Annotated in this window: 22 protein-coding genes and 2 pseudogenes; 12 read left to right on the forward strand and 12 right to left on the reverse strand. The window is 62.0% G+C overall.

Annotation, left to right across the window (positions count from 1 at the left end):
• Window positions 1-413: 413 nt before the first annotated feature.
• The 3 genes from LFT46_RS03630 to LFT46_RS03640 are packed head-to-tail and all read left to right on the forward strand — an operon-like array spanning window position 414 to window position 3,216.
• Window positions 414-1,010, forward strand: a complete 597-nt coding sequence (locus LFT46_RS03630; protein WP_236821275.1) for a recombinase family protein — start codon at window positions 414-416, stop codon at window positions 1,008-1,010.
• Window positions 1,011-1,018: 8 nt separating this feature from the next.
• Window positions 1,019-2,401 carry a Mu transposase C-terminal domain-containing protein gene (locus LFT46_RS03635; protein WP_236821276.1) on the forward strand — a complete coding sequence of 461 codons (1,383 nt, stop codon included), beginning with the start codon at window positions 1,019-1,021 and terminating at the stop codon, window positions 2,399-2,401.
• A gap of 2 nt (window positions 2,402-2,403) precedes the next feature.
• Window positions 2,404-3,216 (forward strand): AAA family ATPase, encoded by an 813-nt coding sequence (locus LFT46_RS03640; RefSeq protein ID WP_236821277.1) that lies wholly within the window; start codon window positions 2,404-2,406, stop codon window positions 3,214-3,216.
• 395 nt (window positions 3,217-3,611) lie between these two features.
• Here the strand turns inward: LFT46_RS03640 and LFT46_RS03645 are convergent, their stop codons facing one another.
• The 8 genes from LFT46_RS03645 to LFT46_RS03680 form a co-directional block, all read right to left on the reverse strand.
• Complete coding sequence (locus LFT46_RS03645) at window positions 3,612-4,685, reverse strand: maleylacetate reductase (protein WP_236821278.1); 1,074 nt, start codon at window positions 4,683-4,685, stop codon at window positions 3,612-3,614.
• Window positions 4,686-4,789: 104 nt separating this feature from the next.
• A complete protein-coding gene (locus LFT46_RS03650; RefSeq protein WP_236821279.1) occupies window positions 4,790-5,938 on the reverse strand; it encodes an MBL fold metallo-hydrolase in 1,149 nt (382 codons plus the stop codon).
• Window positions 5,939-6,120: 182 nt separating this feature from the next.
• Entirely contained in the window at window positions 6,121-7,719 is a 1,599-nt protein-coding gene (locus tag LFT46_RS03655) for a 4-hydroxyphenylacetate 3-hydroxylase family protein (RefSeq protein WP_236821280.1), read from the reverse strand.
• A 32-nt stretch (window positions 7,720-7,751) separates the two neighbouring features.
• Window positions 7,752-8,330 (reverse strand): flavin reductase family protein, encoded by a 579-nt coding sequence (locus LFT46_RS03660; RefSeq protein ID WP_236821281.1) that lies wholly within the window; start codon window positions 8,328-8,330, stop codon window positions 7,752-7,754.
• A gap of 138 nt (window positions 8,331-8,468) precedes the next feature.
• On the reverse strand, window positions 8,469-9,317 hold the full coding sequence (catA, locus tag LFT46_RS03665; RefSeq protein ID WP_236821282.1) for a catechol 1,2-dioxygenase: 849 nt from the start codon (window positions 9,315-9,317) through the stop codon (window positions 8,469-8,471).
• A 154-nt stretch (window positions 9,318-9,471) separates the two neighbouring features.
• A complete protein-coding gene (catC, locus tag LFT46_RS03670) occupies window positions 9,472-9,783 on the reverse strand; it encodes a muconolactone Delta-isomerase (RefSeq protein ID WP_236821283.1) in 312 nt (103 codons plus the stop codon).
• A gap of 18 nt (window positions 9,784-9,801) precedes the next feature.
• On the reverse strand, window positions 9,802-10,902 hold the full coding sequence (locus tag LFT46_RS03675) for a mandelate racemase/muconate lactonizing enzyme family protein (protein ID WP_236821284.1): 1,101 nt from the start codon (window positions 10,900-10,902) through the stop codon (window positions 9,802-9,804).
• The gene (locus tag LFT46_RS03680) at window positions 10,899-11,813 is read right to left on the reverse strand and encodes a LysR substrate-binding domain-containing protein (protein WP_236821285.1); all 915 of its coding nucleotides are present in this window, start codon (window positions 11,811-11,813) and stop codon (window positions 10,899-10,901) included. The genes LFT46_RS03675 and LFT46_RS03680 overlap by 4 nt, the downstream gene beginning before the upstream one ends.
• Before the next feature lie 570 nt (window positions 11,814-12,383).
• Between LFT46_RS03680 and LFT46_RS03685 the strand changes: the two genes are divergently transcribed.
• The 5 genes from LFT46_RS03685 (at window position 12,384) to LFT46_RS03705 (ending at window position 14,808) form a co-directional block, all read left to right on the forward strand.
• The gene (locus LFT46_RS03685; RefSeq protein WP_236821286.1) at window positions 12,384-12,998 is read left to right on the forward strand and encodes a recombinase family protein; all 615 of its coding nucleotides are present in this window, start codon (window positions 12,384-12,386) and stop codon (window positions 12,996-12,998) included.
• A gap of 399 nt (window positions 12,999-13,397) precedes the next feature.
• On the forward strand, window positions 13,398-13,574 hold the full coding sequence (locus LFT46_RS03690; RefSeq protein ID WP_236821982.1) for a hypothetical protein: 177 nt from the start codon (window positions 13,398-13,400) through the stop codon (window positions 13,572-13,574).
• A 271-nt stretch (window positions 13,575-13,845) separates the two neighbouring features.
• Window positions 13,846-13,992, forward strand: a complete 147-nt coding sequence (locus tag LFT46_RS03695; RefSeq protein WP_236821287.1) for a hypothetical protein — start codon at window positions 13,846-13,848, stop codon at window positions 13,990-13,992.
• 76 nt (window positions 13,993-14,068) lie between these two features.
• Complete coding sequence (locus LFT46_RS03700) at window positions 14,069-14,356, forward strand: hypothetical protein (protein WP_236821288.1); 288 nt, start codon at window positions 14,069-14,071, stop codon at window positions 14,354-14,356.
• A 110-nt stretch (window positions 14,357-14,466) separates the two neighbouring features.
• Window positions 14,467-14,808 carry a ParB N-terminal domain-containing protein gene (locus LFT46_RS03705; RefSeq protein ID WP_236821289.1) on the forward strand — a complete coding sequence of 114 codons (342 nt, stop codon included), beginning with the start codon at window positions 14,467-14,469 and terminating at the stop codon, window positions 14,806-14,808.
• Window positions 14,809-14,991: 183 nt separating this feature from the next.
• Here the strand turns inward: LFT46_RS03705 and LFT46_RS03710 are convergent, their stop codons facing one another.
• Both LFT46_RS03710 and LFT46_RS03715 read right to left on the reverse strand, forming a co-directional pair.
• Window positions 14,992-15,765 (reverse strand): ABC transporter permease, encoded by a 774-nt coding sequence (locus LFT46_RS03710; RefSeq protein ID WP_236821290.1) that lies wholly within the window; start codon window positions 15,763-15,765, stop codon window positions 14,992-14,994.
• Window positions 15,758-16,546 (reverse strand): ABC transporter ATP-binding protein, encoded by a 789-nt coding sequence (locus LFT46_RS03715; protein ID WP_236821291.1) that lies wholly within the window; start codon window positions 16,544-16,546, stop codon window positions 15,758-15,760. The genes LFT46_RS03710 and LFT46_RS03715 overlap by 8 nt, the downstream gene beginning before the upstream one ends.
• 518 nt (window positions 16,547-17,064) lie before the next feature.
• On the opposite strand from LFT46_RS03715, the gene LFT46_RS03720 reads away from it, so the two are divergent.
• A complete protein-coding gene (locus LFT46_RS03720; protein ID WP_236821292.1) occupies window positions 17,065-17,298 on the forward strand; it encodes a hypothetical protein in 234 nt (77 codons plus the stop codon).
• A gap of 457 nt (window positions 17,299-17,755) precedes the next feature.
• On the forward strand, window positions 17,756-18,337 hold the full coding sequence (locus LFT46_RS03725; RefSeq protein WP_236821983.1) for a recombinase family protein: 582 nt from the start codon (window positions 17,756-17,758) through the stop codon (window positions 18,335-18,337).
• Here the strand turns inward: LFT46_RS03725 and LFT46_RS03730 are convergent.
• Entirely contained in the window at window positions 18,290-18,832 is a 543-nt protein-coding gene (locus LFT46_RS03730) for a hypothetical protein (RefSeq protein ID WP_236822112.1), read from the reverse strand. The genes LFT46_RS03725 and LFT46_RS03730 overlap by 48 nt on opposite strands.
• Before the next feature lie 151 nt (window positions 18,833-18,983).
• Between LFT46_RS03730 and LFT46_RS03735 the strand changes: the two are divergent.
• Window positions 18,984-19,864: pseudogene (locus LFT46_RS03735) on the forward strand (IS3 family transposase); the annotation flags it as partial.
• 7 nt (window positions 19,865-19,871) lie between these two features.
• Here LFT46_RS03735 and LFT46_RS03740 read toward each other — a convergent pair.
• Window positions 19,872-21,269 carry an IS30 family transposase gene (locus LFT46_RS03740; RefSeq protein ID WP_168225705.1) on the reverse strand — a complete coding sequence of 466 codons (1,398 nt, stop codon included), beginning with the start codon at window positions 21,267-21,269 and terminating at the stop codon, window positions 19,872-19,874.
• Window positions 21,270-21,312: 43 nt separating this feature from the next.
• Between LFT46_RS03740 and LFT46_RS03745 the strand changes: the two are divergent.
• Window positions 21,313-21,600: pseudogene (locus tag LFT46_RS03745) on the forward strand (integrase core domain-containing protein); the annotation flags it as partial.
• Between the last annotated feature and the right edge of the window lie 484 nt (window positions 21,601-22,084).

Raw genomic sequence — 22,084 nt, forward strand, 5'->3', positions numbered from 1 at the left:
CCAACGGTCTCATTGCGTCAGCTTAGATCAGCGTGTCTTGACCTGGCTCGCTGCCTCCGTTCGAAACCGAGTAGCAACAGATGGCCTGTAAATGAGTGCGCCCGTAAGCCGGTCGATCACCATGCCGTGGAAGTCAGCCACCACGTTCCGCGCGGTTGCTAGCCCACGCCATGTACGTAAGACCCGCACGATGAAATGAACGATGAGGGGGCGCTAACAGCTACCTGGCTTCCTGCGAAGTCTGACCAAATGGATGTCTCGGAAAACTGCAGCTTTTCAAGACACTGCCTCTTTCCCTGGGAAGCCGAACTGAAGCGGCGTCCGGACGGGCATCTCGTTGTCTTGGAAAGTTGTCTCGCCGTGTTTTGTCTTAGACGGATGCCGGAAGGGGTTTTCTAAGGCAGAATGAGCCGGTGAGACATCTCGGATATACGCGGGTCAGCACCGCCGGCCAGGACGCCAAGCTGCAGCTTGATGCACTCGTCGGCGTCGGAGTCCAAAAGCGTGATGTCTTCGCCGATGTCACTTCCGGAAGCAGGACTGCGATCGAGCGGCCTGGGATGAAGAAGCTCCTGGACTATGTGGAGTCGGGCGACACGGTCGTGGTGTGGCGCATAGACCGGCTCGGCCGGTCCCTCATAGATGTCTTGAACACAGTGAACCTGCTTCGGGAGCGTGGTGTGCAGCTGAGGTCAGTCTCGGATGGCATTGACCCTGCCACAACGTCGGGCAGGCTGATGCTGAACATGCTGGCCACCTTGGCGGAGTACGAGCGGGAGTTGATCGTCGAACGGGTCAACGCCGGGATTGCTGCTGCACGAAAGGGCGGAACAAGGTTCGGCCGCCCGCTCTCGGACCCCATCGTGATAGCTGACAAGCTGCGGATCGTGACCGACGCGCGGGCCAAGGGCCGCACCGCCGAGGAAGCTGCCCGCCTAGTCGGGTGGAGCCGGGCAACGCTTTACCGCCACCAGCAAGCCCTCGCTGCCCGCGAGAGCACCACGATGTAGCTGCCGTCATGAAAGGCGCGGAGCGGTGGCGGATCCTTCGATTGCACGTCGAAGACGAGATCCCACTCGCGGAGCTGGCCCGGGAATCAAAGGTCAGCCTGCGCACGCTTGAGCGCTGGCACCGGTCGTTCCAAGACGGTGGCATCGCGGCGCTGGATCCACGTCCCAGGGTCGATGCCGGCAGGCGCCGCACAGCAGCGGAAACCGTGGCGTTCATCGAGAGGCTCGCGCTGACTAAGCCCCGCCCCAGCCTTGCAACCCTGCACCGGCTCGCTGTCGCCGATGCCCGACAGAGGAACGATCCTGCGCCTGGGTACTCAACCGTTCGGGACATCGTTTCGGCCCTGGATCCCGGGCTCGTCACCCTCGCCCTTGAGGGGCCGGCGTCCTACCGCGACCGGCACGAACTCGTGTACCGCCGCCGGGCGGAACAGCCGAACCAGATATGGCAGGCCGATCACACCCAGCTCGACATCCTCATTCTCGGCGCAAGCGGTAAACCGGACCGTCCCTGGCTGACCACGGTGATGGACGACTACTCCAGGGCAATCTGCGGCTACACCGTCTTTACCGGCGCACCCTCAGCCCTGAACACAGCCCTCGCACTTCGGCAGGCGATCTGGCGCAAACAGAATCCGTCCTGGGTGATGTGCGGACTTCCAGATATTCTGCACGTCGATCACGGCCCCGATTTCACCAGCGAGCACCTCGAGCGGACCGCTGTGGCGCTGCATATCCGGACAATCCATTCCACCGTCGGCCGGCCGCAGGGCCGCGGCAAAATCGAGCGCTTTTTCGGCACGATCAATACCGAGGTCCTCGCGGCCCTGCCCGGGCGCCTCGGACCCGGAATCCGCGCACCACAGCCTGTGCTGGACCTGCCGGCACTTGATCGGGAGATCGGTGCCTTCATCGCCATCTACAACGACCGGGCACATAGCGAGCTTGGCATCTCACCGCGGGACTCGTGGGTCGCTGACGGATGGCTTCCCCGCATGCCGGACACCCTGGAAGATCTCGATGGGCTCCTCCTTACCGTTCCGAAAAACCGTGTGGTGCAGCGTGACGGCATCCACTTCCAGGGCCAGCGCTACCTTTCGCCCACCCTGGCCCCGTTCGTGGGACGCACCATCACCATCCGCTACGACCCCCGCGACATCTCCGAAATCCGTGTCTTCGACCATGACACCTTTATCTGCACCGCCATCGACGAGGACCACCCGAATCTCCGGCTGAGTCTTCGGGACGTCGAAGCCGCCCGCCGCGCACGGCGACGCGAGCTGCGCCGCACCATTAACGACCGCATCCCTACCGTTGCTGACCGCGAACAACCCCGCATCTCTGAACCACCGCGCCGCCGGCCGCGGCTCCGCACCTACGAAGAGGACTGATGATGGACCAGCCATTCATCGTGACCAAGGAACACCGGCGCTTCACCGAGTTCGCCAACGCCGTGCGGAAAGAGCGCACCATCGGTATCTGCCATGGGGACGCCGGCGTCGGTAAAACCTACTCCGCCCGCCGCTACGCAAACTGGGATGCGCTGGAACCCTACATAACGGACTGGCGGGCCCGCGACGCAGAGGAAGACGCCAAGCACTTCTCACTCGCCAACAAGACCCGTGCCGTCTTCTACACCCCCGAAGTACTCTGCCGCCCCAAAGAACTCATGGCAGAAATCCACCGCTCACAGGTCCGGATCGCCTCATGCATCGATGACCACCTCCACCGCAACGATCCAACAACCCCTCGCCTCATGAACGGCATCACCAAATTGGTTGAACTGCTAATCATCGACGAAGCCGAACGCCTCACCCCAACAGCCCTGGAACTCCTCCGGGACAAACACGATCGCACCCAGCTCGGGATCATCCTCATCGGCATGCCCGGCATCGACCAACGATTCCGCCACTACCCCCAGCTCTACAGCCGCCTCGGATTCTCCCACCGCTACCGCCCCCTCGGCCGCGACGAACTCCTGTTCGTCCTGGACCGGCACTGGAAAAGAATCGGGCGATCACTCGACCCCGACGACTTCACCGACGCCCAAGCGATAGCCGCGATCGAGCGGATCACACGCGGCAACTTCCGGCTGCTCGAGCGACTCTTCCCCCAGATCACGCGCGTACTGAAGATCAATCAACTTGAAACCATCACCGACGACGTCATCGAAGCAGCCGCCAGCACCCTGGTCATCGGCAACTAACGACAAAGAGCGCCAACAAAACACCGCCAGAGAGCGCCGAACTCCACACTCTTGGAAGAAGTTCCGAGTTTGTAGCGGAAACGGTCGTTTTTGCATACGACAGCAGCCTCGCGGTTCGAGTACCTATACGGGGCCACCACGCCTCATTTCTCTGACCGGGAGTTCCTTTCTTCATACCACCAGCCGGCCCATGCGGATGATGTCAGTCGGCCCCCGGCCGGGGACGGTGGCCCGCCCCATGAGAAGGCATCGAGGTGGTGTTCTTGGTACAGCATCATTGCCAGGTGGTTCAGCAGCGGGATCACGGTCTGTTTCCTTTTTGATGAGGCGGCGTGGTGGCGGGACGGCGTCGTCCTGCCCGTCGGCGGAGTTGCTGGGAGGTTCTTGTCGGATGCTCAGGCGCCGCTTTGGGCCGGGTTGGTTCCGGCCCATGCGGCATGCAGCAGCCTTTCAAGGTCCGCGGTGCCGACGCGGCGGGGGTTCGATGGCGGCACGGTGGGCAGAATGAGTTTGGCGGCTGCGGGGATCTGGTCTTCGTTGAAGCCAAGGTCTCGCAGCGCGGACGGGGCGTCGAGGGCTTCGTAGAGGGCTGTGAGCCCGGCAAGGGCCTCGGAGCTGGCCAGGGCTGTGGCGATGCGCCGGCCGGCATCAGGTGCTGTCGGCACGTTGAACGCGGTGACGTGGGGCAGCACGACGGCGTGCACCTCGGCGTGGGGCAGGTTGAAGGTCCCGCCCAGCACATGACAGATCTTGTGGTGCAGTCCAGCACCGGCAGAAGCGAACGACGCCGCGGCCAGATATGCTCCGCAGAGGGCCTGCTCGCGTCCGTGCGATCCTGAGGGCGTGGCACTGACCGCCGGCAGCCCCCTGGCAAGGAGGCCCATGCCTTCGCTGGCCAGCGCGGCATTGATCGGATTGGCCCGCGGCGCCCAGAGGGCGTCGATGCAGTGGGCCATGGCATTCAGCCCGGAGGTCACCGAGAGCCTGACCGGCAGAGAATACGTCAGAGTGACGTCGTAGATCACCGCCGAGGGCAGCACCCGGTCATCGACGCCGGTGGACTTGCGGGATTGTTCGGTGATGCCCCAGACATCCGTGGCTTCGGACCCGGCGTAGCTTGTGGGCACCGCGATGATGGGGAGCCCTGTGGTGAGGGCGATGGCCTTGGCCAGGCCAATTGCGGACCCGCCACCGACAGCGATCAGGAGATCAACATCGTGGGAGGATGCGGCATCACGGGCCGCGACGGCCTTGGCCGAAGGAACGTGCTGGGCAACGCCGTGGTAGTCCAACACGACCGGAACGCCTGCGGCGAGGTTCCGGGCCATTGTGCTGTCCCTGGGGCTGGATATCAGCATCGCCCGGAGTGCATCAAGTCGCGAAGCCTCTGCGGCCAGGTGCGCGGCAGCCGTGCCGGATCCGAAGAGGACCCGTTGGTGCGGGGCTACGTGCTCGAATTGAAGTGCCATCGGCCCTCCTTCCTCCTTGGAATTGTGATCGTAACTGTCAAGGCTGCAGTTAGGTGCCCAGACTGCAGACCCTGCTGCGGGCAGCTGCAGGGTCTGCCGGCTGCCTACGCCGTGGCGGTTCCGATGCCGATGACGTCGAGGTCGTGGCCGATCACGAGCTGCCCGTCGAAGCCCTTGCCGCAATCCGCCCACACCTCATCGGGCCTGTTTCCCGGGACAAGATGCGAGAGAACAAGTGTTTTGGCTCGCGCTTCCTGTGCCACGGGGCCGACGTCCTCGATCAAGGTGTGTGCCTTGACCAGGTGTTCATACAGTCCTTCCTGTGCCGGTGTGCGTGGCGTGGGGAAGAGCGACTCCGGCCATGCCTTGTCGATGACCTCATGCACCAGGGCGTCTGTGTTCTTGGCGAGCTTCACGAGGTTGGGATTTTTCCCAGTGTCGCCGGAGAACACCACCGAACCGTCTGCGGTGTCGAATCGGTAGGCCAGGGCCGGGAACACGGGGGCGTGGTTCACGAGCGTTGCCGAAACCTTGACGTGGTCGTCCTCGTAGAAGGTGAACGGATCCATCTCGGGGCACGGTTGCGTGTTCGGGCTCTTCAGGTACTGGGCGGGAACGGGCACGTCATGGGCCTCCCACAACTGCTCCGGGCGGGGTTTGCGGTTGTCGAAGAGCCGGTCGTTGAAGTCAGTGGCATAGGCCTGAACGATCAGATCCGTCATTTCCTTCGTTCCCGGCGTCGGGTTCCCTGGGCTAACCGGTTCGGGGGCAACACCGGAGCCGAAGAGCGCCGGGACCTGGCCCCGGTTGCCTGGACCCCAGATGGGGATCTTCTTGACCGTCTGGAGTCCGTTGTACAGTCCTTCGCTGAGGATGTTGTTCAGGTCAACGACGTGGTCCGAGTGGAGGTGCGTGAGGAATATCCCCGCGAGCACGTCGAGCGGCCCGTCCAGGTCCTTGTCGAAATTCGGCCCGAGTTTCGCTGCCCGCAATTGGCGCATGACCCCGTGGCCGGCGTCGATGAGATAGTAGCGGTCCCCGACAACAAGTGCCGAGGAAATGCCTTCCCGTGTTCCGCCCGGCCAGTAGGGCGGGCCACCGGAGGTGCCCAAAAGCACCAGGCGAGTGCGGTGGCCATCAGCGGCGGCAGGACCAAACTTCCTGGCCGACGCGGTCGCTCCGGCACTTCCCGACGTCGGTGTGCAGGCCGTGAGCGTCACGGCCGCGGCGCCCAACCCGAAACTGGCAAGCATGCGACGGCGGGATACTCCCGCCGATTCCAAACTTCCAAGGACATCGCACATGAAGGTGGCTCCTGTCAGATTTCTCCACCCGCAGGCGACTCTGCCGGCGGGCGGGTGTGCTTGTTGTGCGAGGGGCACCCCCGAAACCAGGCCGGGGGTGCCCCTAAAATGATTGACTTGTGTGAGCAGGCTCAGCTGCGCTTGAGGAACAGGCTGACGTCGTCGTTGTTGATGAGGTCAGGGACGGTCCAGCCGTCCAGGTCGTACTCGGACATGCACAAGTCCGCGAAACCCTTCATGGAGTCCGTGGTGCCCTGTGCTTGGGCGGCGAAGAGGATCTCGGCCTTGACGTTCTCGTGGTTGCCGGAGTAGTTCCGTTCGTAGAGTTCGTGGCGGCCGCCGAATTCGGTGCCGATGGAGTCCCAGAGGAGCTTCATGAGTTTGACCCGGTCCACGGCTTCCACGCCGTCGGACCCGCGGACGTACTTGTCCAGGTAGGGCCGGATTTCCGGGGTCTTGAAGTCCAGCGCTGAGGAGTTCAGATAGATCAGGCCGGAGGCGACGTCCTGTTCGATGATTTCCTTGATCCGCGGGTAACCGATGGCCATGAACATCCGGTACGCCAGGCCGTAGTCCAGCTTCGGAAGAACGGTGCCGTTGGGGCCTTGGTCGGGGTTCAGCGTCATCCCGTCGATGAGTGCGTTGAACATGTTGCGCCAGCCCAGGACCTCACCGACGCGGGTCTGCACGCCGCGGAAGTCCTGGGTACCAGCAACTTCGAGGGCTTTGAGCAACAGGCCGGCGATGAAGTCCAGCTTTGTGGCGAGGCGGATGACGCCCTGGAAGGTGAAGCGGTTGATGAACCCGGTCTGCGGGAAGAAGTTGTTGATCTTCTCCACATCCCCATAAGCGAAGACGTTCTCCCACGGGATCAGGACCTTATCGAACACGAAGACCGAATCGTTTTCGTCCATCCGGGACGAGAGCGGGTAATCAAAAGGAGTGCCCATCACAGCGGCCTGGTGGCTGTAGGAGGCGCGGCTGATCAGCTTCACCCCGGGCGCATCCATCGGAACGGTGCAGATCAGGGCGAATTCCTTGCGCTTGATGGGCAGGCCGTAGTGGGCGATGAAGTTGTAGTTCGTGATGGCCGAGCCGGTGGCAACGACCTTGGCTCCGGAAACGACCAGGCCGGAGTCTGTTTCCTTCTCGACCTTCATGAACACGTCGCCCACCTGGTCCGGCGGGAGGTGGCGGTCCACCGGCGGGTTGATGATCGCGTGGTTCCAGTACAGGACCTTCTCCTGGGACTCCTTGTACCAACGCTTCGCGTTCTCCTGAAACGGTTCGTAGAAGTCCGGCATGCCGCCCAGGGTGCCCAGGAAAGCTGCCTTGTAGTCCGGGGAGCGGCCGAGCCAGCCGTAGCTCATCCGCGCCCAGGTCTCGATCGCGACGCGGTCCTTCTTCAGGTCCTCCACACTGTGCGGGGTGCGGAAGAAAGACATCGTCTTGCCCCCGGACCCGGTGTCCGTAGGCACCATCAGCTTGTCCTGCAACTCGGGCTTGTGCATGGCGTCGTAGAGCCTGGCCGCCATGCGGATGGAGTTCCGGAACGCCGGGTGGGTGGTCACATCCTTGACGCGCTCACCATAAATCCACACTTCCCGGTCGTCCTTGAGCGAGTTGATGTACTCATCCCCCGTCATTGGCATCTTCGGGTTAGCGGGCGTGGTCCTTTCATCCATGGAGGGGCCGGATGAAGGAACATTCTGGTCGAGGGTCTCGGTCATGATATTTCCTTTCAGGAAAGACTGCGGAAGGGTTAAGGGTTGGTGAAGGGTTTGAAGGAGCTGGAGCCAGCAAACCAGCCGGACTCGGGGGCGTCGCCGGAGTGGTCCCAGGGGGCGCCTTCAACCAGCCTTCCGATTTCGCGGAACTTTCCGCCGTAGAACAGGAGCGGGGGCCGCCGCGTGATCTCCATAGCGATGACTTCGCCGACGACGATGATATGGTCGCCGCCGTCATAGATATTCCAGGGCCGGCATTCGAGCGTTGCCGCATTTTTGGTCAGCACGGGCACGGTGCCGTCGACGGTCCATTCCGGTTCTTCGTCCATGACTTTGCCGGCGAAGTGCAGGGCAACGTCCATCTGCTCCAGGGAGAGGATGTTGATAGCGAAGGGTGCGCCCTCCAGGTAGCGGGCGGCCCGGGACGTCCGGGTCAGCGTCACCTGGGCCAGTGGCGGATCCAGGGAGACGGCGGTGAAGGCGTTGACAGTCGCGCCGTGCGGTACTCCGTCGTCCGAGCGTGTGGTGACCACCGTGACACCGGTGGCGAACGTGCCGAAGGCGTGACGCAGTTCGCGGGTGTCAATCGGAGCCATGACTGCTTGCTGAGTCACTGCTGCCTCCTAAGGATTTGGCCTGTTTTCGGCAAGGCGGTATCAGGGTGGGTGGTTTGTTCGGGCCAGTTGCTTGCATGCGGTACTTGCGGCCCGCCAGAGGGGTGTTGGTGTGTGTCCGCCGGGTGGTCCCGGGTGTCAGTCCTGCGGGTCGAGGACGAAGTCGTAGGTGACTTCCCGGCCCGCACCGTCTGTGCGGTCGGTCGGCGCCAGGACAAGTTCGGGCTTGACCGCCGAGGCGATGTCGTCGGCGACGTGCTGGTCGCCTTCGAAATACAGCTGGGTGGTGATGAGCTGGTGCCCCGGTGCCGAGACCTTGAGGTGCAGGTGTGCCGGGCGCCAGGCGTGCCAGCCGGCTGCGGCGATGAGCTGTCCGCAGGCTCCGTCCGTGGGAATTTGGTAGGGGGCGGGCTGCATGGTGTTGATCTGGAAATTGCCCTCCTGATCCGCCACCACGGTGCCGCGGAGGTTCCATTCCGGGAGGTTCGGGGCGAACTGGGAGTAGAAGCCGAGGTCGTCGGCGTGCCAGATTTCGATCTTGGCGCCAGCGAGCGGCTGGCCGGCAACGTTGGTGACTTGGCCTTGGAACAGCAACGGGGTGCCGGGCTCGTCGTCGCGCATGGGGAGTGTGGCCGGGGTGTTCTGTTCGGGCGAATCCGGCAGGTAGTAGGGGCCCTCGATGGTGCCCTTGGAGCCGTGCCGGTTGGCGTTGGCCACTTCCTCCACTGAGTGCTCCACCCAAACATCCAGGAACAGCGGCCACTCGCCGTCTTCGCCGACCTTGATGAGCCACGCCTTGAGGGCGTTGTACTCGTCGTAACTGACATGTTCTTCAAGGACGGTGTCGTTGACGGCTTTGATGACACGGCCTGCGAGCTTGCTGACGCGCTCCTGGCTCGTTGCCGCGGTGAACTGCTTGTTCTCCCGGAACCGGGCGGTGGCCCCTGCGCCTGAAGCGGCGGCGGTTGCCTGAGTTTCCGTCTTCATGATGACTCCTTTGTCTCTGAACGACTCAGCGATGCTCCTCCGGCGCCCGGAGTCAATCGGCCCATTGTGCGCCGGATCACATCCTGATTATGGAACAAGCCTAGGAGTCGAATTGAGCGAAGTGAAATACTTATTTAGGCTAGATTGAAAGCTTTTACATATGAATCCGTGGGGAATCATCCGTCGGCTGTTCGACGGCGGACGGATGCTTGGCGAGCGGGGTGACCTTGATGACCATGTAGGGGAAGAGCGGAAGCCCGGAGAGCAGCGCGTGCAGTTCATCGTTGTCGGCAACGTCGAAAACCGAGTAGTTGGAGTATTCGCCCACCACGCGCCACAAATGCTTCCAGCGGCCATCCCGCTGGAGTCCCTGGCAGTACTCGCGTTCCTCAGCCTTGATGGCTTCAGCAGTTTCCTGGGGCATGTCGTTCGGGATGGTGACGTCCATTCGGACCAGATACAGCATGTCTTCTCCAAGAGGTTGTCAGTCCTGGCGGTACTTGGCCAGCTTGTCGGGATCAATTTCGGCACCCACGCCTGGAACGTCGCGGACCCTGATAGCGCCGTCGACGATGCCCAGAGGATCGGCCAGCAGGTCATCTGTCATGTCCAGGAAGTTCGATAGCTCCCCGGCCCGCCGCGAGCTGGCCTCGAATGCCGCGCCAAAGGTGACTGTGGCCAGGCTGCCCACCTGCGTATCGATCTGGTTGCCCATGGTGACGTCCACGCCCAGGCCCACGCAGAGCCCCAAAATCTGTTGTGCTTCCGTGAAGCCGCTCCTGGCCGTCTTGATGCACACGGCGTTGCTGCCGCCCGAGAGCAGTTCGCGGGACACATCGCCCAGGGTGGGCATGCTTTCGTCTCCGACGATGGGGAGCCTGGAGTGCTGGACCAGCCTCCGGCGCCCCAGGGCCTCGCCCACTTCGCACGGTTCCTCGAGCATGGACAAGCCCAGGTCTTCGGTGCGGCGCAGCACCTCCATAGCCTCATTGGCGGTCCAGCCGCGGTTGGCGTCCAGGTAGATCTCCGTCTCCGGGCCCAGCCCCTGACGGAGCACCCGGCACGCCTCGATATCCAGCTCAAGCGGCCGCCGGCCGGTCTTCAGCTTGAAGGTATTGATACCGTACACGCTGCGGAATTCCAGGGCCTCGTCCAGGAGCTTGGCGGCCGGCTTGAAACCCAGCATGTGCGAAACCCGCATGCTGTCCGTAAATCCGCCCAGCAGCTTGTGTACAGGTGTTCCCAGGGAAATGCCGAGGGCGTCCCACAGCGCGATGTCCAAGGCACCTTTGGCCGTGGGGTTGTTGACGGTACGCCGCAGAATCTGCTGGACCTTTGACCGGTCCAGAGGGTCCAGGCCGATCAGTTGAGGTGCGAACACCTTGGTCACCACGGAGATGATGGAATCCTGGGTCTCCCCGTAGGTGTAAGGCCTCGGCGGGGTGTCCGCCACACCGACGATGCCGGTATCGGTGTACACGCGGATCAGGACATGCTCTGCAGTTGTCACCTGGCCGCTGGCAAACTTCAAGGGGCGTGCGTACGGGATGGCATAAGGGATGGCTTCAATGCGCTCAATCTTCATGTGCTGAGTCCTTTGTTTACGGCCGCTGCCGGCGCAATGTTGGGCAGGGTGTCGAAGAGAGCGAGGAAGTTGTCGATCAAGGGGGTCCGGTTGTTCCGGTTCCAGGCCACGGCCAGGTCCACAGGCGGCGGATTCCGCAAGGGTCGGAAGGCGACGCCATGGAAGGTGAACATCCGAGATGTCATGGGCACCAGGGCAATGCCGGTTCCGGCCGCCACAAGCGAGAGCAAGGTGGACGTCTCTGTCGCCTCTTGGACCATCCGCGGTTTGAAACCTGCCTGCCGACAGGCGTCCATGAAGATCGTGTTCACGGACGAATGCGCCGGATAGCCAATGAAGTCCTGTTCCGCAAGATCTTTGATGTCCAGCGTGCCTTTTTCTGCCAGCTCGGAATCGGCCGGCAGGGCCGCCACCAACTCGTCCTGCTCAAGGAACTTCAGCTCCACCTCACTAGAACGCACCGGCGGCCGCAGCACGGCCACGTCGAGACGTCCCTCCTCAAGTGCTGCCTCTATCTGCGGGGTCAGCATTTCCCCCTGGACCGTAATACGCAGTCCAGGAAGTCGGCGGCGCGCCGACTGCACGATGATAGGCATCAGCCGGTACGTGGCCGTGCCGGTGAAGCCGGCCCGGATGACACCGGTGACGCCAGCACCCACCTGGGCGACGTCGGATTCCAGCGCCTCAAGCGCGTCCACGAACCGCCGTCCGCGGTCCAGTAGGAGCTGCCCGGCGGGCGTCAGTTCAACTTTCCGGGTGGTCCTCACCAGCAGGAGCGTGCCGAGTTGTTCCTCTAGCTGGCGGATCTGCTGGGACAGAGGGGGCTGGGCTATGTGCAGCCGCTTCGCTGCCCGGCCGAAATGCCGCTCCTCGGCAACAGCGATGAAGTATTTGAGATGACGCGTCTCCATTGAAGCCCCTCACAAGTCCGACGCAGGCTGAATTCTCCGTCCCAAACAGACTAGGCTGCGCAGATTAGTAAACAGAAATACCAACTTGGACATGAATGAGACGTTTTGAATATTAGTCTTTGCTAGACTCCGCCTCCGGTGCTGCCCTGCAGCCTTGGGCGCGCCCCCGTAAGCCAGCAGTTCCCCTTCGGTGATACGTGGCCGGTACGGGGTCGGGCGGGGTGATCCCGAGTTCGGCTTAGAGGTCGCTGACCTTGGTTCCGGGCCTGCCCATTCAACGAGGCGTTTTCTCTCAACACAGCAACCCGTAATCCTGGCCATGCAGTGGACACAGGAAAGCTTTTGACTTGCGCGGCTGGCCCCGTCTCCTGGCCGAATCGGTGTCGCAAAACCTTCGCGTCGCGTATCCCATGCGATGCAAGACGACCGGTGCCGCAGACCGCCATTCTGAGCTGCGATTTAGCCGCCAATCTGAACGAACAGTCACATAAGTGACACGTTTCGATTTCGAATCGATCAGAGGGTCTGCTGTCACTTAAACGAACGTATAAGTGATGGGGGGAGCGCGCCATGCTTGTTGGGTACATGAGGGTCTCAAAGGCCGATGGATCCCAGACCACCGACTTGCAGCGCGACGCTCTCCTGGCCGCCGGCATCGACGCTGGCTCGCTCTACGAAGACCTGGCCTCCGGAAAGAAAGATAACCGACCCCAGCTCGCGGCATGCCTCAAAGCATTGCGGCCGGGGGACACCCTCGTAGTCTGGAAGCTGGACCGGCTCGGACGGGACCTGCGGCACCTGGTCAACATCGTCCACGACCTGACAGAACGCGGCATCGGGTTAAGGGTCCTCACTGGGCAGGGCGCCGCCATCGACACCACCACAGCCTCCGGAAAGCTCGTCTTCGGAATCTTCGCCGCCCTCGCCGAATTCGAACGCGAACTCATCTCGGAACGAACCCTCGCGGGCCTGGCCTCCGCCAGGGCCCGCGGCCGAAACGGGGGACGACCCTACAAAATGAGCCCGGCGAAGCTCCGTCTGGCCATGGCATCCATGGGCAAGCCTGGCACCAAGGTCAGCGAACTCTGTACCGAGCTCGGCATCACCCGCCAGACCCTTTACAGGCACGTCTCACCCAAAGGAGAATTGCGCGCCGACGGCGAAAAGCTTCTTAAATCGAAGTGACCACCGCTCGGTGCCTTTGTGCCCGACCGACCGTCTTGCGGGCACGCTTCAGGTCAAAGTTTCTTCACCTTGGATTCACGCCGGCGGGGCTGAACAGCGCTCCGGTCCTGCCGCCCGGCCCGGCCCCCTGACGAGCTCCACTGCGGCCAGCTCACATCCCATCGGCAACGGTCAGGCCACATAGCTAGGTATTGGCCAACCTGCTGCGGTGGGAGGAACCTGATGAAACCCTAAACGTCCGTGGATCCTCCATGACCACCGTGTGAAGGACCATGCCTGAGGGGAGGGCACAGTGGGCCGGAGGGGGTGTTCGGCTCTTCCTTTCCTTGCTGATTTTGGGCAACGGTTTCCACGCTGAACGCGGCCGATGGCGAGGCGTTGATGGATGCGGTATTGAGTGTGAAAACGTCCGCCGGAATGCTGGGAGCACTCCGGCTTGAGCAGTTGGCACTGAAGATGGAGGACGCGGTCCGGAAGCAGCGGATGGACAAGGTTCGGGTGCTGCTGACGGAAATGGAAATCTGCGGCCAACTCACCATGGTGCAGCTGCGCGACGAACTCAACGAACACCTCTGAGCCCAGACAGGATGATCACATCCACACCTACTCTCTCGCCTTGTTACGGGGTGGCCAGAGAATAATTTCCACAGGTTTCCATAGTCAGCGGTCTCGCGCACTCTGTCGCTGCTGCCCTGCCGGCCGTACGCTGGGATCACCCACTAAGAGCGGGACTGGAGGGGGCAGCATTGGTCATTAGCTGGCACAGGGGCGACACCTGACGATGACGGACCCACACCTTGGCAGAATCATCAAAGACTCCACAGGACCCGAGGTCGTCACTTCCGCCATGTCCGATGAACAACTGGCCGGGCTACTGGACGCTCTCTTCCGGGACCTGGATACTCCTGCGCCTGAACCGTCCGCCATCGTCCGGTACGAGATAGGCGTTGAAGAAAGCAACCGCAGGGCCGGCCGCGCTACCAGGATCGAGTGAACCTACCGCGGCGTTCCCTGGTGCATTGCGCGGTTTTGCTGAAAAGGGATGACTTCGGGTGGGGGAAGTTGTCATCATGGACGGTAACTCCAACAGCGGGGATAAAAGATCATGCGAGCGGCCGCCGGGCGAAGGTCACTGCGGCAGTAACGAGAATGTCGTTATGGGCGATCCGCGCCAAGCAGCATTGGATATGGTGCAACGAGACGAGATCGACATCTTCACGATCTGGCTAAGGTATTTTGCCTACGGCGGCGACGCCGATGAGCTCGACTTTGAGGCCGGCATTTACGGACTTCTGGGCTTAGACGAGTATGACGCTCTTATCTTGTCCTGGGTTGTCGAAGAACTATCAGCCCAGTAGCTCAGTTTCCAGCTTCTTTGGTACGGAGCGCAGACAGCGTGTCGTCACCTTAGACCGTCTCCAGTAGCCGAGGCATGGACAACGAAAAGGCGTGACGTCAGACTGGCCGCATGGTAACTGTGGACCTTCCAATCTCCCGGCTGGCCGAGGATTCCCTGGAACGAAGCCGTCCCTACTTGGACCCCGATCGGGTGTCGTATTACCTGCAGCACCTCGACGAGTCACTGCCTGTCGTAGTCTTCGACGTCGAGGGTGTGCTGCTACTGGCGGACGGCCATCACCGGGTAGCTGCTGCGCAGAAGCTGGGACGCACGAGAGTGAAAGCTGAGCTCCGAAAAGGGCAACGAGGCGAAGCGCTTCAGTTCGCCATCGATCACGCCAAAGAGCAACGCGGCATCAGCACCGAACAGGTACTCGACGCCATCGCCGGACGGGGACGACCAGTCCAGTGAGGTAAGAGAAGCACCGTCCCCTGGAAACGCTGCTGGGATCAATATGGATTGTCACAGATGACCTGATGGCCCAATCCACTGACTTTTCTGGCCGGCGCAGAGCGGGGGCCTGAACTTGTCGTTAAGGAAGCTCTGCGCCGTCTTCCAATACCCGGGCAATGGCGAGGTCTGGCCGGCTCCTGGTTACCGGGATTCCCAGCGGAACCACCGGATTCCGACGAAGGAAAACACGACGATGTATCCGGCGCAGGCCAGCAGCGAGAAGCCGTCCTGATCGTTCCAAGCCACATTGTTCAGCGCGTCGGAGAAGAGCGTCATAAGGGCACCGATCGGTGACCACTGTGCGATGACTTTGATGGTGTCGCCCAGGATCCCGGTTCCGCCAAGGAGGCCCAGGAGTATCAGGATGATGAAAAGGACCCGGCCGATGGCGTTGATGGCGGCAGTGGATTTCACCAAGGCAACGAGTGCCTGGCCGATAGAGAGGAACATTGCTGCGCCGAGGACGGCGACGGCGATAACGAGGGCATACTGGCCGATGCTGAGTGAGAGCCCGTGCAGGATGGTCCCGACAATGACGACGATGACCGAGGCGACGAGGTTGGAGGTTATCTGCACGAGGAGCCTGCTGGCCATGATCATCCAGGTGGGCGCTGGGGTGACGCGAAGCCGTTGCAGCACACCGACTTCACGGTCGTGCGCCAGGGTCAGGCTGTAGCCCAGCAGGCAGGACGTGACCAGGCCGAGGGTCAGTGCCAGGCCGAGGACGGCTTCGGGGCTGCCGAGCCGCGGCTGGGCTTTGCCGAAGGTCGTGGCCACCAGGATCACGATCGGCAGGAGAACACTGAGCACTGTCGAGACCCTGCTGCGCAGCAGCACTGCGGCGTCCGCGCGAAGCAGGGACCGCATCGCAAGGCCCATCCGTCCGCGCCCTGTACTGGTACTTGTCTCAGTCATGGAACTCACTTCCCGTCAGTCCAATGAAAACGTCTTCGAGGGTGACCGGGCCGCGTGCTACGGCCAGCACCTCGGGATCATCCTTATGTTTGGTGATCAGCTGGGCGGGTGTCCCTACCGTGAGCAGCGTCCCGTGGTCGATGATCGCCACCCGGTCACACACAGCCTGGGCTTCCTCCATGGAATGGGTGGTGAGCAGGATGCTGCTGCCGTCACCGCGCAGCCGGTCGATCCGGCCCCACAATGCGCGCCGGGATTGCGGGTCCAGCCCTGCGGTTGGTTCGTCCAGCAGGAGCAGCAGGGGGTTGTGGAGGGACGCGATGAAGAGCGCGAGTCGTTGTTGCTGGCCACCGGAGAGCTGTTTGAACCTTTTACCGAGTTCCTCGCCGAGTCCGATGCTGGTCATGCTCTCGCTGATCTGCTCCCTCGAGAGTTCCACCCCGTACAGGCCCCCGTAGAGTTTCACGATCTGCCCGATGCCCAGTTCGTCCTGGAAGCTGGAGGACTGTAACTGCACACCGAGCAGGGATTTCACCTCTGAAGGATGCTGTTGAACATCCATTCCGTTGACGCGTACGCGGCCGGATGCAGGCTTGATCAATCCTTCCAGGGCGCTGAGAGTGCTCGTCTTCCCGGCACCATTGGGGCCGAGCAGACCGAAGATCTCTCCCCGGAGAATGCCAAAGGTCAGACCGTCCACGGCCGTTCGAGTCCCGTAAACGACGCGCAGGTTGCTGACCTCCAACAACGGTGGCGCTGGCGGCTCATTCACGTTAGTCATCTGCACGAATCCCCTCCACGCGACCCCGAGCAGGTCGCGGTGGCTCCAGCCTAAAGGGAGAAACTGAAAGTAACCCCGAACCCGTGAGCACGGCGCCGGCGCCTCACCGCGCCCCGCTCGGAGATGTCAGTGACTCAGCGGTGCCATCGCTGTATCAAACAATCCCCCGCTGGTAAGGGTCCCTGGTTCACGTTCAACGCCCTGATGGTCACAGGGTACACACGATTCACCAGAGCTAGAGGTTGTGTTGGTCCTCCAGTGGGTAGCCGCGGAGGGGGCGCCAGTATCCCGGACCGCCGCTGCGTCGTCCTCTGTCCAAGGCTGGCCTGAACGCGTACAGGCTGGGAAGCGTATAGCGAACGATGGGCGGGAGGCACCGCCCGGCCCATAGAGCGTCTTCCCGTCCAGGAAGGTTGTCTACCGCACATCAGGTCTAGCTCCCACATGTGGAATATTCGTGCAATAAGCCGGGTCTTTGGACCATAGCTGGCAGCCGCCCGAGTAGTCAGGCTTTCGGTATGCCGTATTTACTCGAATACCTAACAGAGGTTAGTGCGGGTTGCTTCACGGTGGACGGCCTGGACTTCAATCACGCGCTTGCCAAGGCAAAAGACGCGTTGCGGGGTCTGGAATGCATCAGCGCAGCTTTGCTCTTCTCACCTGACCCCAAACCCACCTTCGGTAAGGGCTCAGTCATCGCAGCCTTCACAAAAGACGGAGGCTGGCGCTTCCACGACGAGCAACCGGACTAGCTCCGAAGAAGGACCGTTACGGGCGTTCTTGCTCCGAAGAGCGCCAATACATCGTGAACTGGGGGTCCGTTCCTTCGATGGGCAGAGGTAAAACCCGCGTCGGGGGCTTCGTTGATCACCGGTAGCTGCCCGCTGCCGACGGCATCAGCGTCTTGCCCCTTGAGCCAGGTCTGCCATCGGTCCAGCACCGCTGCGTTTCCTCCTCGACGATGTCTTGCCCGGTTCCGACGAGGTGCAGAAGGCCGGCAGCCCGGACAGCCGGCCTTCGGTTACTGATTCTTTGATCGCGGCCTCAGTGTCTGCGGATCCACCAGCACTCCCGTGCAGACGACTTTGGACATTGTGCAGACGACTTCGGAAACTGACACGCGAAATGAAGAAAATGCGCTCATATCGTTGGTCAAAACTGGTTTCCGAAATGAAGCTTGGTCAAAACTTAGCAGGGAGGCTTTTTGACGTGTCTGTGAACCTAATTGGGTATGCGAGGGTAAGTACCCGCGGGCAGTCGCTGGATTCCCAAGTGGATGCACTCGTCGCCACAGGGGCAGTGCGCGTGTTTCAGGAGTACGCGTCCGGCGCCACCCAGGCAAGGATGCGCTGGAAGGAATGCCTTGATTATCTACAGCCCGGGAACGTCCTGGCAGTCACTGATCTAACGAGGCTGGGCCGTAGCACTGCGGACTTGGCCGATATCGTAACGGTATTAGGACAGCGGGGGATAGGTTTCCGCTCTCTAGCTGAACCATGGCTCGATACGACGAGCGCACACGGCAAGCTCATTTTTGACATGTTCGCCTCCCTGGCTGAATACGAGCGGTCCCGGCTTTCCGAACGGACGAAGGCCGGTCTAGCGGCGGCCAAAGCACGAGGGCGACTTGGCGGCCGCCCTCGAACGATGACTCCTTCGAAAACGGAGGCTGCTCGGCAACTGCGCAGCCAGGGAAAGACTCTCAATGAGACCGCGCAGATACTCAGCGTCAGCGTCTCTTCATTAACTCGTGCCCTCAGCCGCTCGGATATCGTCGAGGTGCTCCACTAGTTCCCGGTGGCCCTCCTGTATAAGGCGCTCTGTGTCTTCGAGGGTGAGATGGTCGATATGCCATCCAAGTAGGCGCCGGCGGATATCGAGCATCGCATCTACAGCGTGCCCCCGGTCGGGAGCATGAGCAGCGTCTTCAACGTAACTTCGACATGTATCGGCCAAGTGGTCTGCAGAGCACCGGGTAGAGAGTCGGAATAGGGAGCGTGCTACAGCAGCAGTGGTGGGGTTCTTCTCGCTCCGGACATCCTCCATGTATTGGTCAATGGCGTCACTGATGGCTTCGATGGTCTCGCCTCGGACAGCACGCGCTGACGCTCCGTTATCCTCGAGGCGTTTTTCGTGTTCATACTGGCGGCTCTCATGGCGCTCAGCTGCGTGAGCACGAATTTGTTGACGCCCAGCTTTGAGCGTCACTTGAGCAGTAACGAGTGCTATTCCAAGGGGCATCGCGACGGTTTTAAGAATGTCGACGAGTGAGGCGAGCAGTTCCATTGCTCGATGCTCTCGTACCGGGTGCTTGCAGATGCTTCAACGCGCCGTCGGCACTCAGCACAGGCAGAACTGCGACGCCAGGGACTCCTGAAGGTTTGATTGACACTTTGCCTGTGAGGATTTGATCCTTGCTGGTGAAAGGATGTTCATCATGCCCAAAGCCTTTCCCGAAGAGTTCCGCCGCGATGTCATCGCGGTCGCCCGCAAGGGCGAAGCGCCCATCACCCAGATCGCCAAGGACTTCGGTGTCTCGCCCGCTGCACTGCACCGCTGGATGAAGATCGCCGACAGAGAAGATGGGGTGAAGTCCGGGGCCGTGTCCGATGACGCCGCGAAGTTGCGGGAGGCCAACAAACGCATCCGGCTCCTGGAACAGGAAGCCGAAGTCATGCGCCGTGCCGTGGCCTACCTGTCCCGGGACATCAATCCAAAAAAATGATGTACCCGCTGGTCCGCGAGCTGGCTGCCAGGGACGCCCCGATCAGGGTCCCCGTGGCAGTGTCCTGCCGGGTACTGAATTTCTCCAGACAGGCCTACTACCAGTGGGCCGCCAACCCCGTCCCCACCCGGGACTGGGAGGAAGCCCACCTGATCAACGCCGCCCACGACCACCACCGCGACGATCCTGCCTTCGGCTACCGGTTCATCGCCGATGAGATCAACGCCGGACCCCATCCCGTGGCCAGCGAACGCCGGATCTGGCGGCTGTGCTCCCAGAACGGCATCCTCTCGGTGATCCACCGCCGGCGCCGGTCAGGGCTCAAGGCCGGCCCTCCGGTCCACGATGACCTCATCGAACGGGACTTCAGTGCCACGGCACCGAACCGGAAATGGCTCACGGACATCACCGAGCACCACACCGCGGAGGGCAAGCTGTACCTGTGCGCGATCAAGGACCTGCATTCGAACCGGATCGTCGGGTACTCGATGGACGGGAGGATGAAAGCGTCCCTGGCCGTCGCCGCCCTGGACCACGCTGTGGCCCTGAGGAAACCGGCCGGCACGGTAGTCCACTCGGACAGAGGGTCCCAGGGCGTATTCAACCGGTCGAAGCAACAGTTGCTATTGGGACTGAGCTTAGCTGGTCCGCGAAGGCTTCCGCTGGAGTGCGCCATCCTAAGACGCCGCGCGGCCGGTTGTTGATGATGTCGGCGACAGCTTGGATCTCTGGAGTGCTCCAGCGAGAGATGTCGGTGCCTTTCGGGAAGTACTGCCGAAGTAGCCCGTTGAGATGTTCATTGCTCCCGCGCTGCCACGGGCTCTTCGCATCGGCAAAATAGACCGGCAACCCGATTTCCTGCGTCAGAAGGGCGTGCGCGGACATCTCCTTCCCACGGTCCCACGTCAGGGAGCGGCGCAGATCCGCCGGCAGCACCTCGAAGGTCCGGACGAGTGCGTTCTTCATCGTGACCGCCCCGTAGCCAGCCAATGCAGGCCCATTCTTTGTCGGCTTGACCAGGCCGTAACCCTTCTGCCGAGGCAGATGAACGAGCATGGCGAAACGCGTCGTGCGGTCGATCAGAGTCGCGATCGCTGACCGGTTGAGACCGATGATGAGATCTCCTTCCCAGTGGCCTGCGACTTTCCGCTCGTCGGCTTCGGCGGGTCTCTTCTTCAAGGTTGTGGCGTCGGTGACATGCGCCCAGGCTTGCTGACGTGTTCGCGCTCTTGGTGTGCGTTTCGTGCGCCCCCGGCGCAGGTGCCACGCCTGCTGCCTGGTCAGTCCGCCCCGGCCCGGAACGTAAAGGGCTTGGTAGATCGCTTCGTGCGAGATCCGCATCGTTGGATCATCCGGGAACTCGACCGGCAGACGTTTCGCGATCTGCTGAGGGCTCCACCCCCTCACCCATTCGCGGTCCTCCCTATGCGGTTTGTTCTTCCCGTCCCAGACCGGGCCGACCGGCCCCAAACGTTCTCCTCCGCCGGCTCTGACGTGTCCGCTGAGCTTGTCGTTGACGTAATCGCGGAGGCCCTCGTTCGTGATCAGCTTCGCGGTCTTTGGACGGCGGGCTCGTCGTTCGGCATGCCACTGCGCCGTCGAGGCCTTGTAGTCCAAGCGGTACGTTCTCGTCGACGCGTTCCGACGCAGCTCCCGCGAGATCGTAGAGGGGCTTCGCCCCAGCCGGCGAGCGATCTCCCGCACCCCGCAGTCTTGCGCACGCCACAGTGCGATGTCCTCACGGTCGTTCGAGGACAGATACCGCCCGGACAGTGTCGGGGCCAGCTGAGGATTCACACCGCCAGCGTGCAGGAACCAGCGATGCGCCACCGGTTCTGACACGCCTGCCGCAACGCCGGCGTCCCGGGTCTTCGCACCAGAGGCGATCGCGACCCAGAACCGCACCCTGTCCTCGCGCCAAGCCACCGACGGCCGACCCGGCGAAGGGATCTGCCCCCTATACGCCCGTACCTGCTTCTGACGATTGCGAACCGACATCCAACACCTCCGTGACCAGGTGTTGCTTCGACCGGTTGAATACGCCCAGTTCAGATCCAGAAAGTTCGTCTTGGCGCTGAACACCTACGGCCTGCACGGATCGATGGGCCGGGTAGGGGCCTGCGGTGACAATGCTGCGATGGAATCGTTCTTCTCCCTGCTTCAGAAGAACGTCCTGAACCGGAAACGATGGGAAACCCGGGCCGAGCTCCGGCTGGCCATCACGACCTGGATCGAGCGCAGCTACCACCGAAAACGCCGTCAACGCGCCCTCGGACGGCTGACACCCATCGAGTTTGAGACAATAAAAAACGCGGCCTTAGCCGCGTAAGAAAATATCAACCCCAGCTGTCAACTAAACATTCAGCAGTCCCGAATTCCGTTTTATAGACAGTGGTTCTTCATGTTCTCAGATCCCACCCTGACAGTCGGAGGAGCAGAAGATCCGAGTGGGTAGTAGTCGTAATAGCCCAACGAATGTTGGTTTTTGATGAATTGACCTGGCAAGGGGTGGCTGTGTCACATGTTGGGACCGGGCGGGCGTCTGAAACAAGCCATGGCTCCGCTCACGCGCGGAGTCCTCCCTTGTCAGACGCCCGGGACGTCAGCTTGGGGTGTAGTCGAGCCTGACGGTAATCCAAAAGGGGCGGTGCCCGTTAAAGGCTGCTGTCAGGATCTGCACAATTCCGTAGCTGTGCGTGGGGGTCGGGCGTGGGGCCGCACCTGCTTCCACTCATTCTGCACATGTGGAATACCGGCAAGGCCGCGCAGCAGGCCGTCGACGCGGTCCGCAGGGCGTGCGCCACCCTTTACCG

Source organism: Arthrobacter sp. FW306-07-I, assembly GCF_021800405.1.
GTDB lineage: Bacteria > Actinomycetota > Actinomycetes > Actinomycetales > Micrococcaceae > Arthrobacter.

Coding starts and splice junctions, on each gene's coding strand:
- LFT46_RS03635 (WP_236821276.1), top strand. CDS start 1,019: ATGAAAGGCGCGGAGCGGTGGCGGATCCTTCGATTGCACGTCGAAGAC.
- LFT46_RS03640 (WP_236821277.1), top strand. CDS start 2,404: ATGGACCAGCCATTCATCGTGACCAAGGAACACCGGCGCTTCACCGAG.
- LFT46_RS03645 (WP_236821278.1), bottom strand. CDS start 4,685: ATGGCACTTCAATTCGAGCACGTAGCCCCGCACCAACGGGTCCTCTTC.
- LFT46_RS03650 (WP_236821279.1), bottom strand. CDS start 5,938: ATGCTTGCCAGTTTCGGGTTGGGCGCCGCGGCCGTGACGCTCACGGCC.
- LFT46_RS03655 (WP_236821280.1), bottom strand. CDS start 7,719: ATGACCGAGACCCTCGACCAGAATGTTCCTTCATCCGGCCCCTCCATG.
- catA (WP_236821282.1), bottom strand. CDS start 9,317: ATGAAGACGGAAACTCAGGCAACCGCCGCCGCTTCAGGCGCAGGGGCC.
- catC (WP_236821283.1), bottom strand. CDS start 9,783: ATGCTGTATCTGGTCCGAATGGACGTCACCATCCCGAACGACATGCCC.
- LFT46_RS03675 (WP_236821284.1), bottom strand. CDS start 10,902: ATGAAGATTGAGCGCATTGAAGCCATCCCTTATGCCATCCCGTACGCA.
- LFT46_RS03680 (WP_236821285.1), bottom strand. CDS start 11,813: ATGGAGACGCGTCATCTCAAATACTTCATCGCTGTTGCCGAGGAGCGG.
- LFT46_RS03685 (WP_236821286.1), top strand. CDS start 12,384: ATGCTTGTTGGGTACATGAGGGTCTCAAAGGCCGATGGATCCCAGACC.
- LFT46_RS03695 (WP_236821287.1), top strand. CDS start 13,846: ATGTCCGATGAACAACTGGCCGGGCTACTGGACGCTCTCTTCCGGGAC.
- LFT46_RS03700 (WP_236821288.1), top strand. CDS start 14,069: ATGGACGGTAACTCCAACAGCGGGGATAAAAGATCATGCGAGCGGCCG.
- LFT46_RS03705 (WP_236821289.1), top strand. CDS start 14,467: ATGGTAACTGTGGACCTTCCAATCTCCCGGCTGGCCGAGGATTCCCTG.
- LFT46_RS03710 (WP_236821290.1), bottom strand. CDS start 15,765: ATGACTGAGACAAGTACCAGTACAGGGCGCGGACGGATGGGCCTTGCG.
- LFT46_RS03715 (WP_236821291.1), bottom strand. CDS start 16,546: ATGACTAACGTGAATGAGCCGCCAGCGCCACCGTTGTTGGAGGTCAGC.
- LFT46_RS03720 (WP_236821292.1), top strand. CDS start 17,065: ATGCCGTATTTACTCGAATACCTAACAGAGGTTAGTGCGGGTTGCTTC.
- LFT46_RS03730 (WP_236822112.1), bottom strand. CDS start 18,832: ATGGAACTGCTCGCCTCACTCGTCGACATTCTTAAAACCGTCGCGATG.
- LFT46_RS03740 (WP_168225705.1), bottom strand. CDS start 21,269: ATGTCGGTTCGCAATCGTCAGAAGCAGGTACGGGCGTATAGGGGGCAG.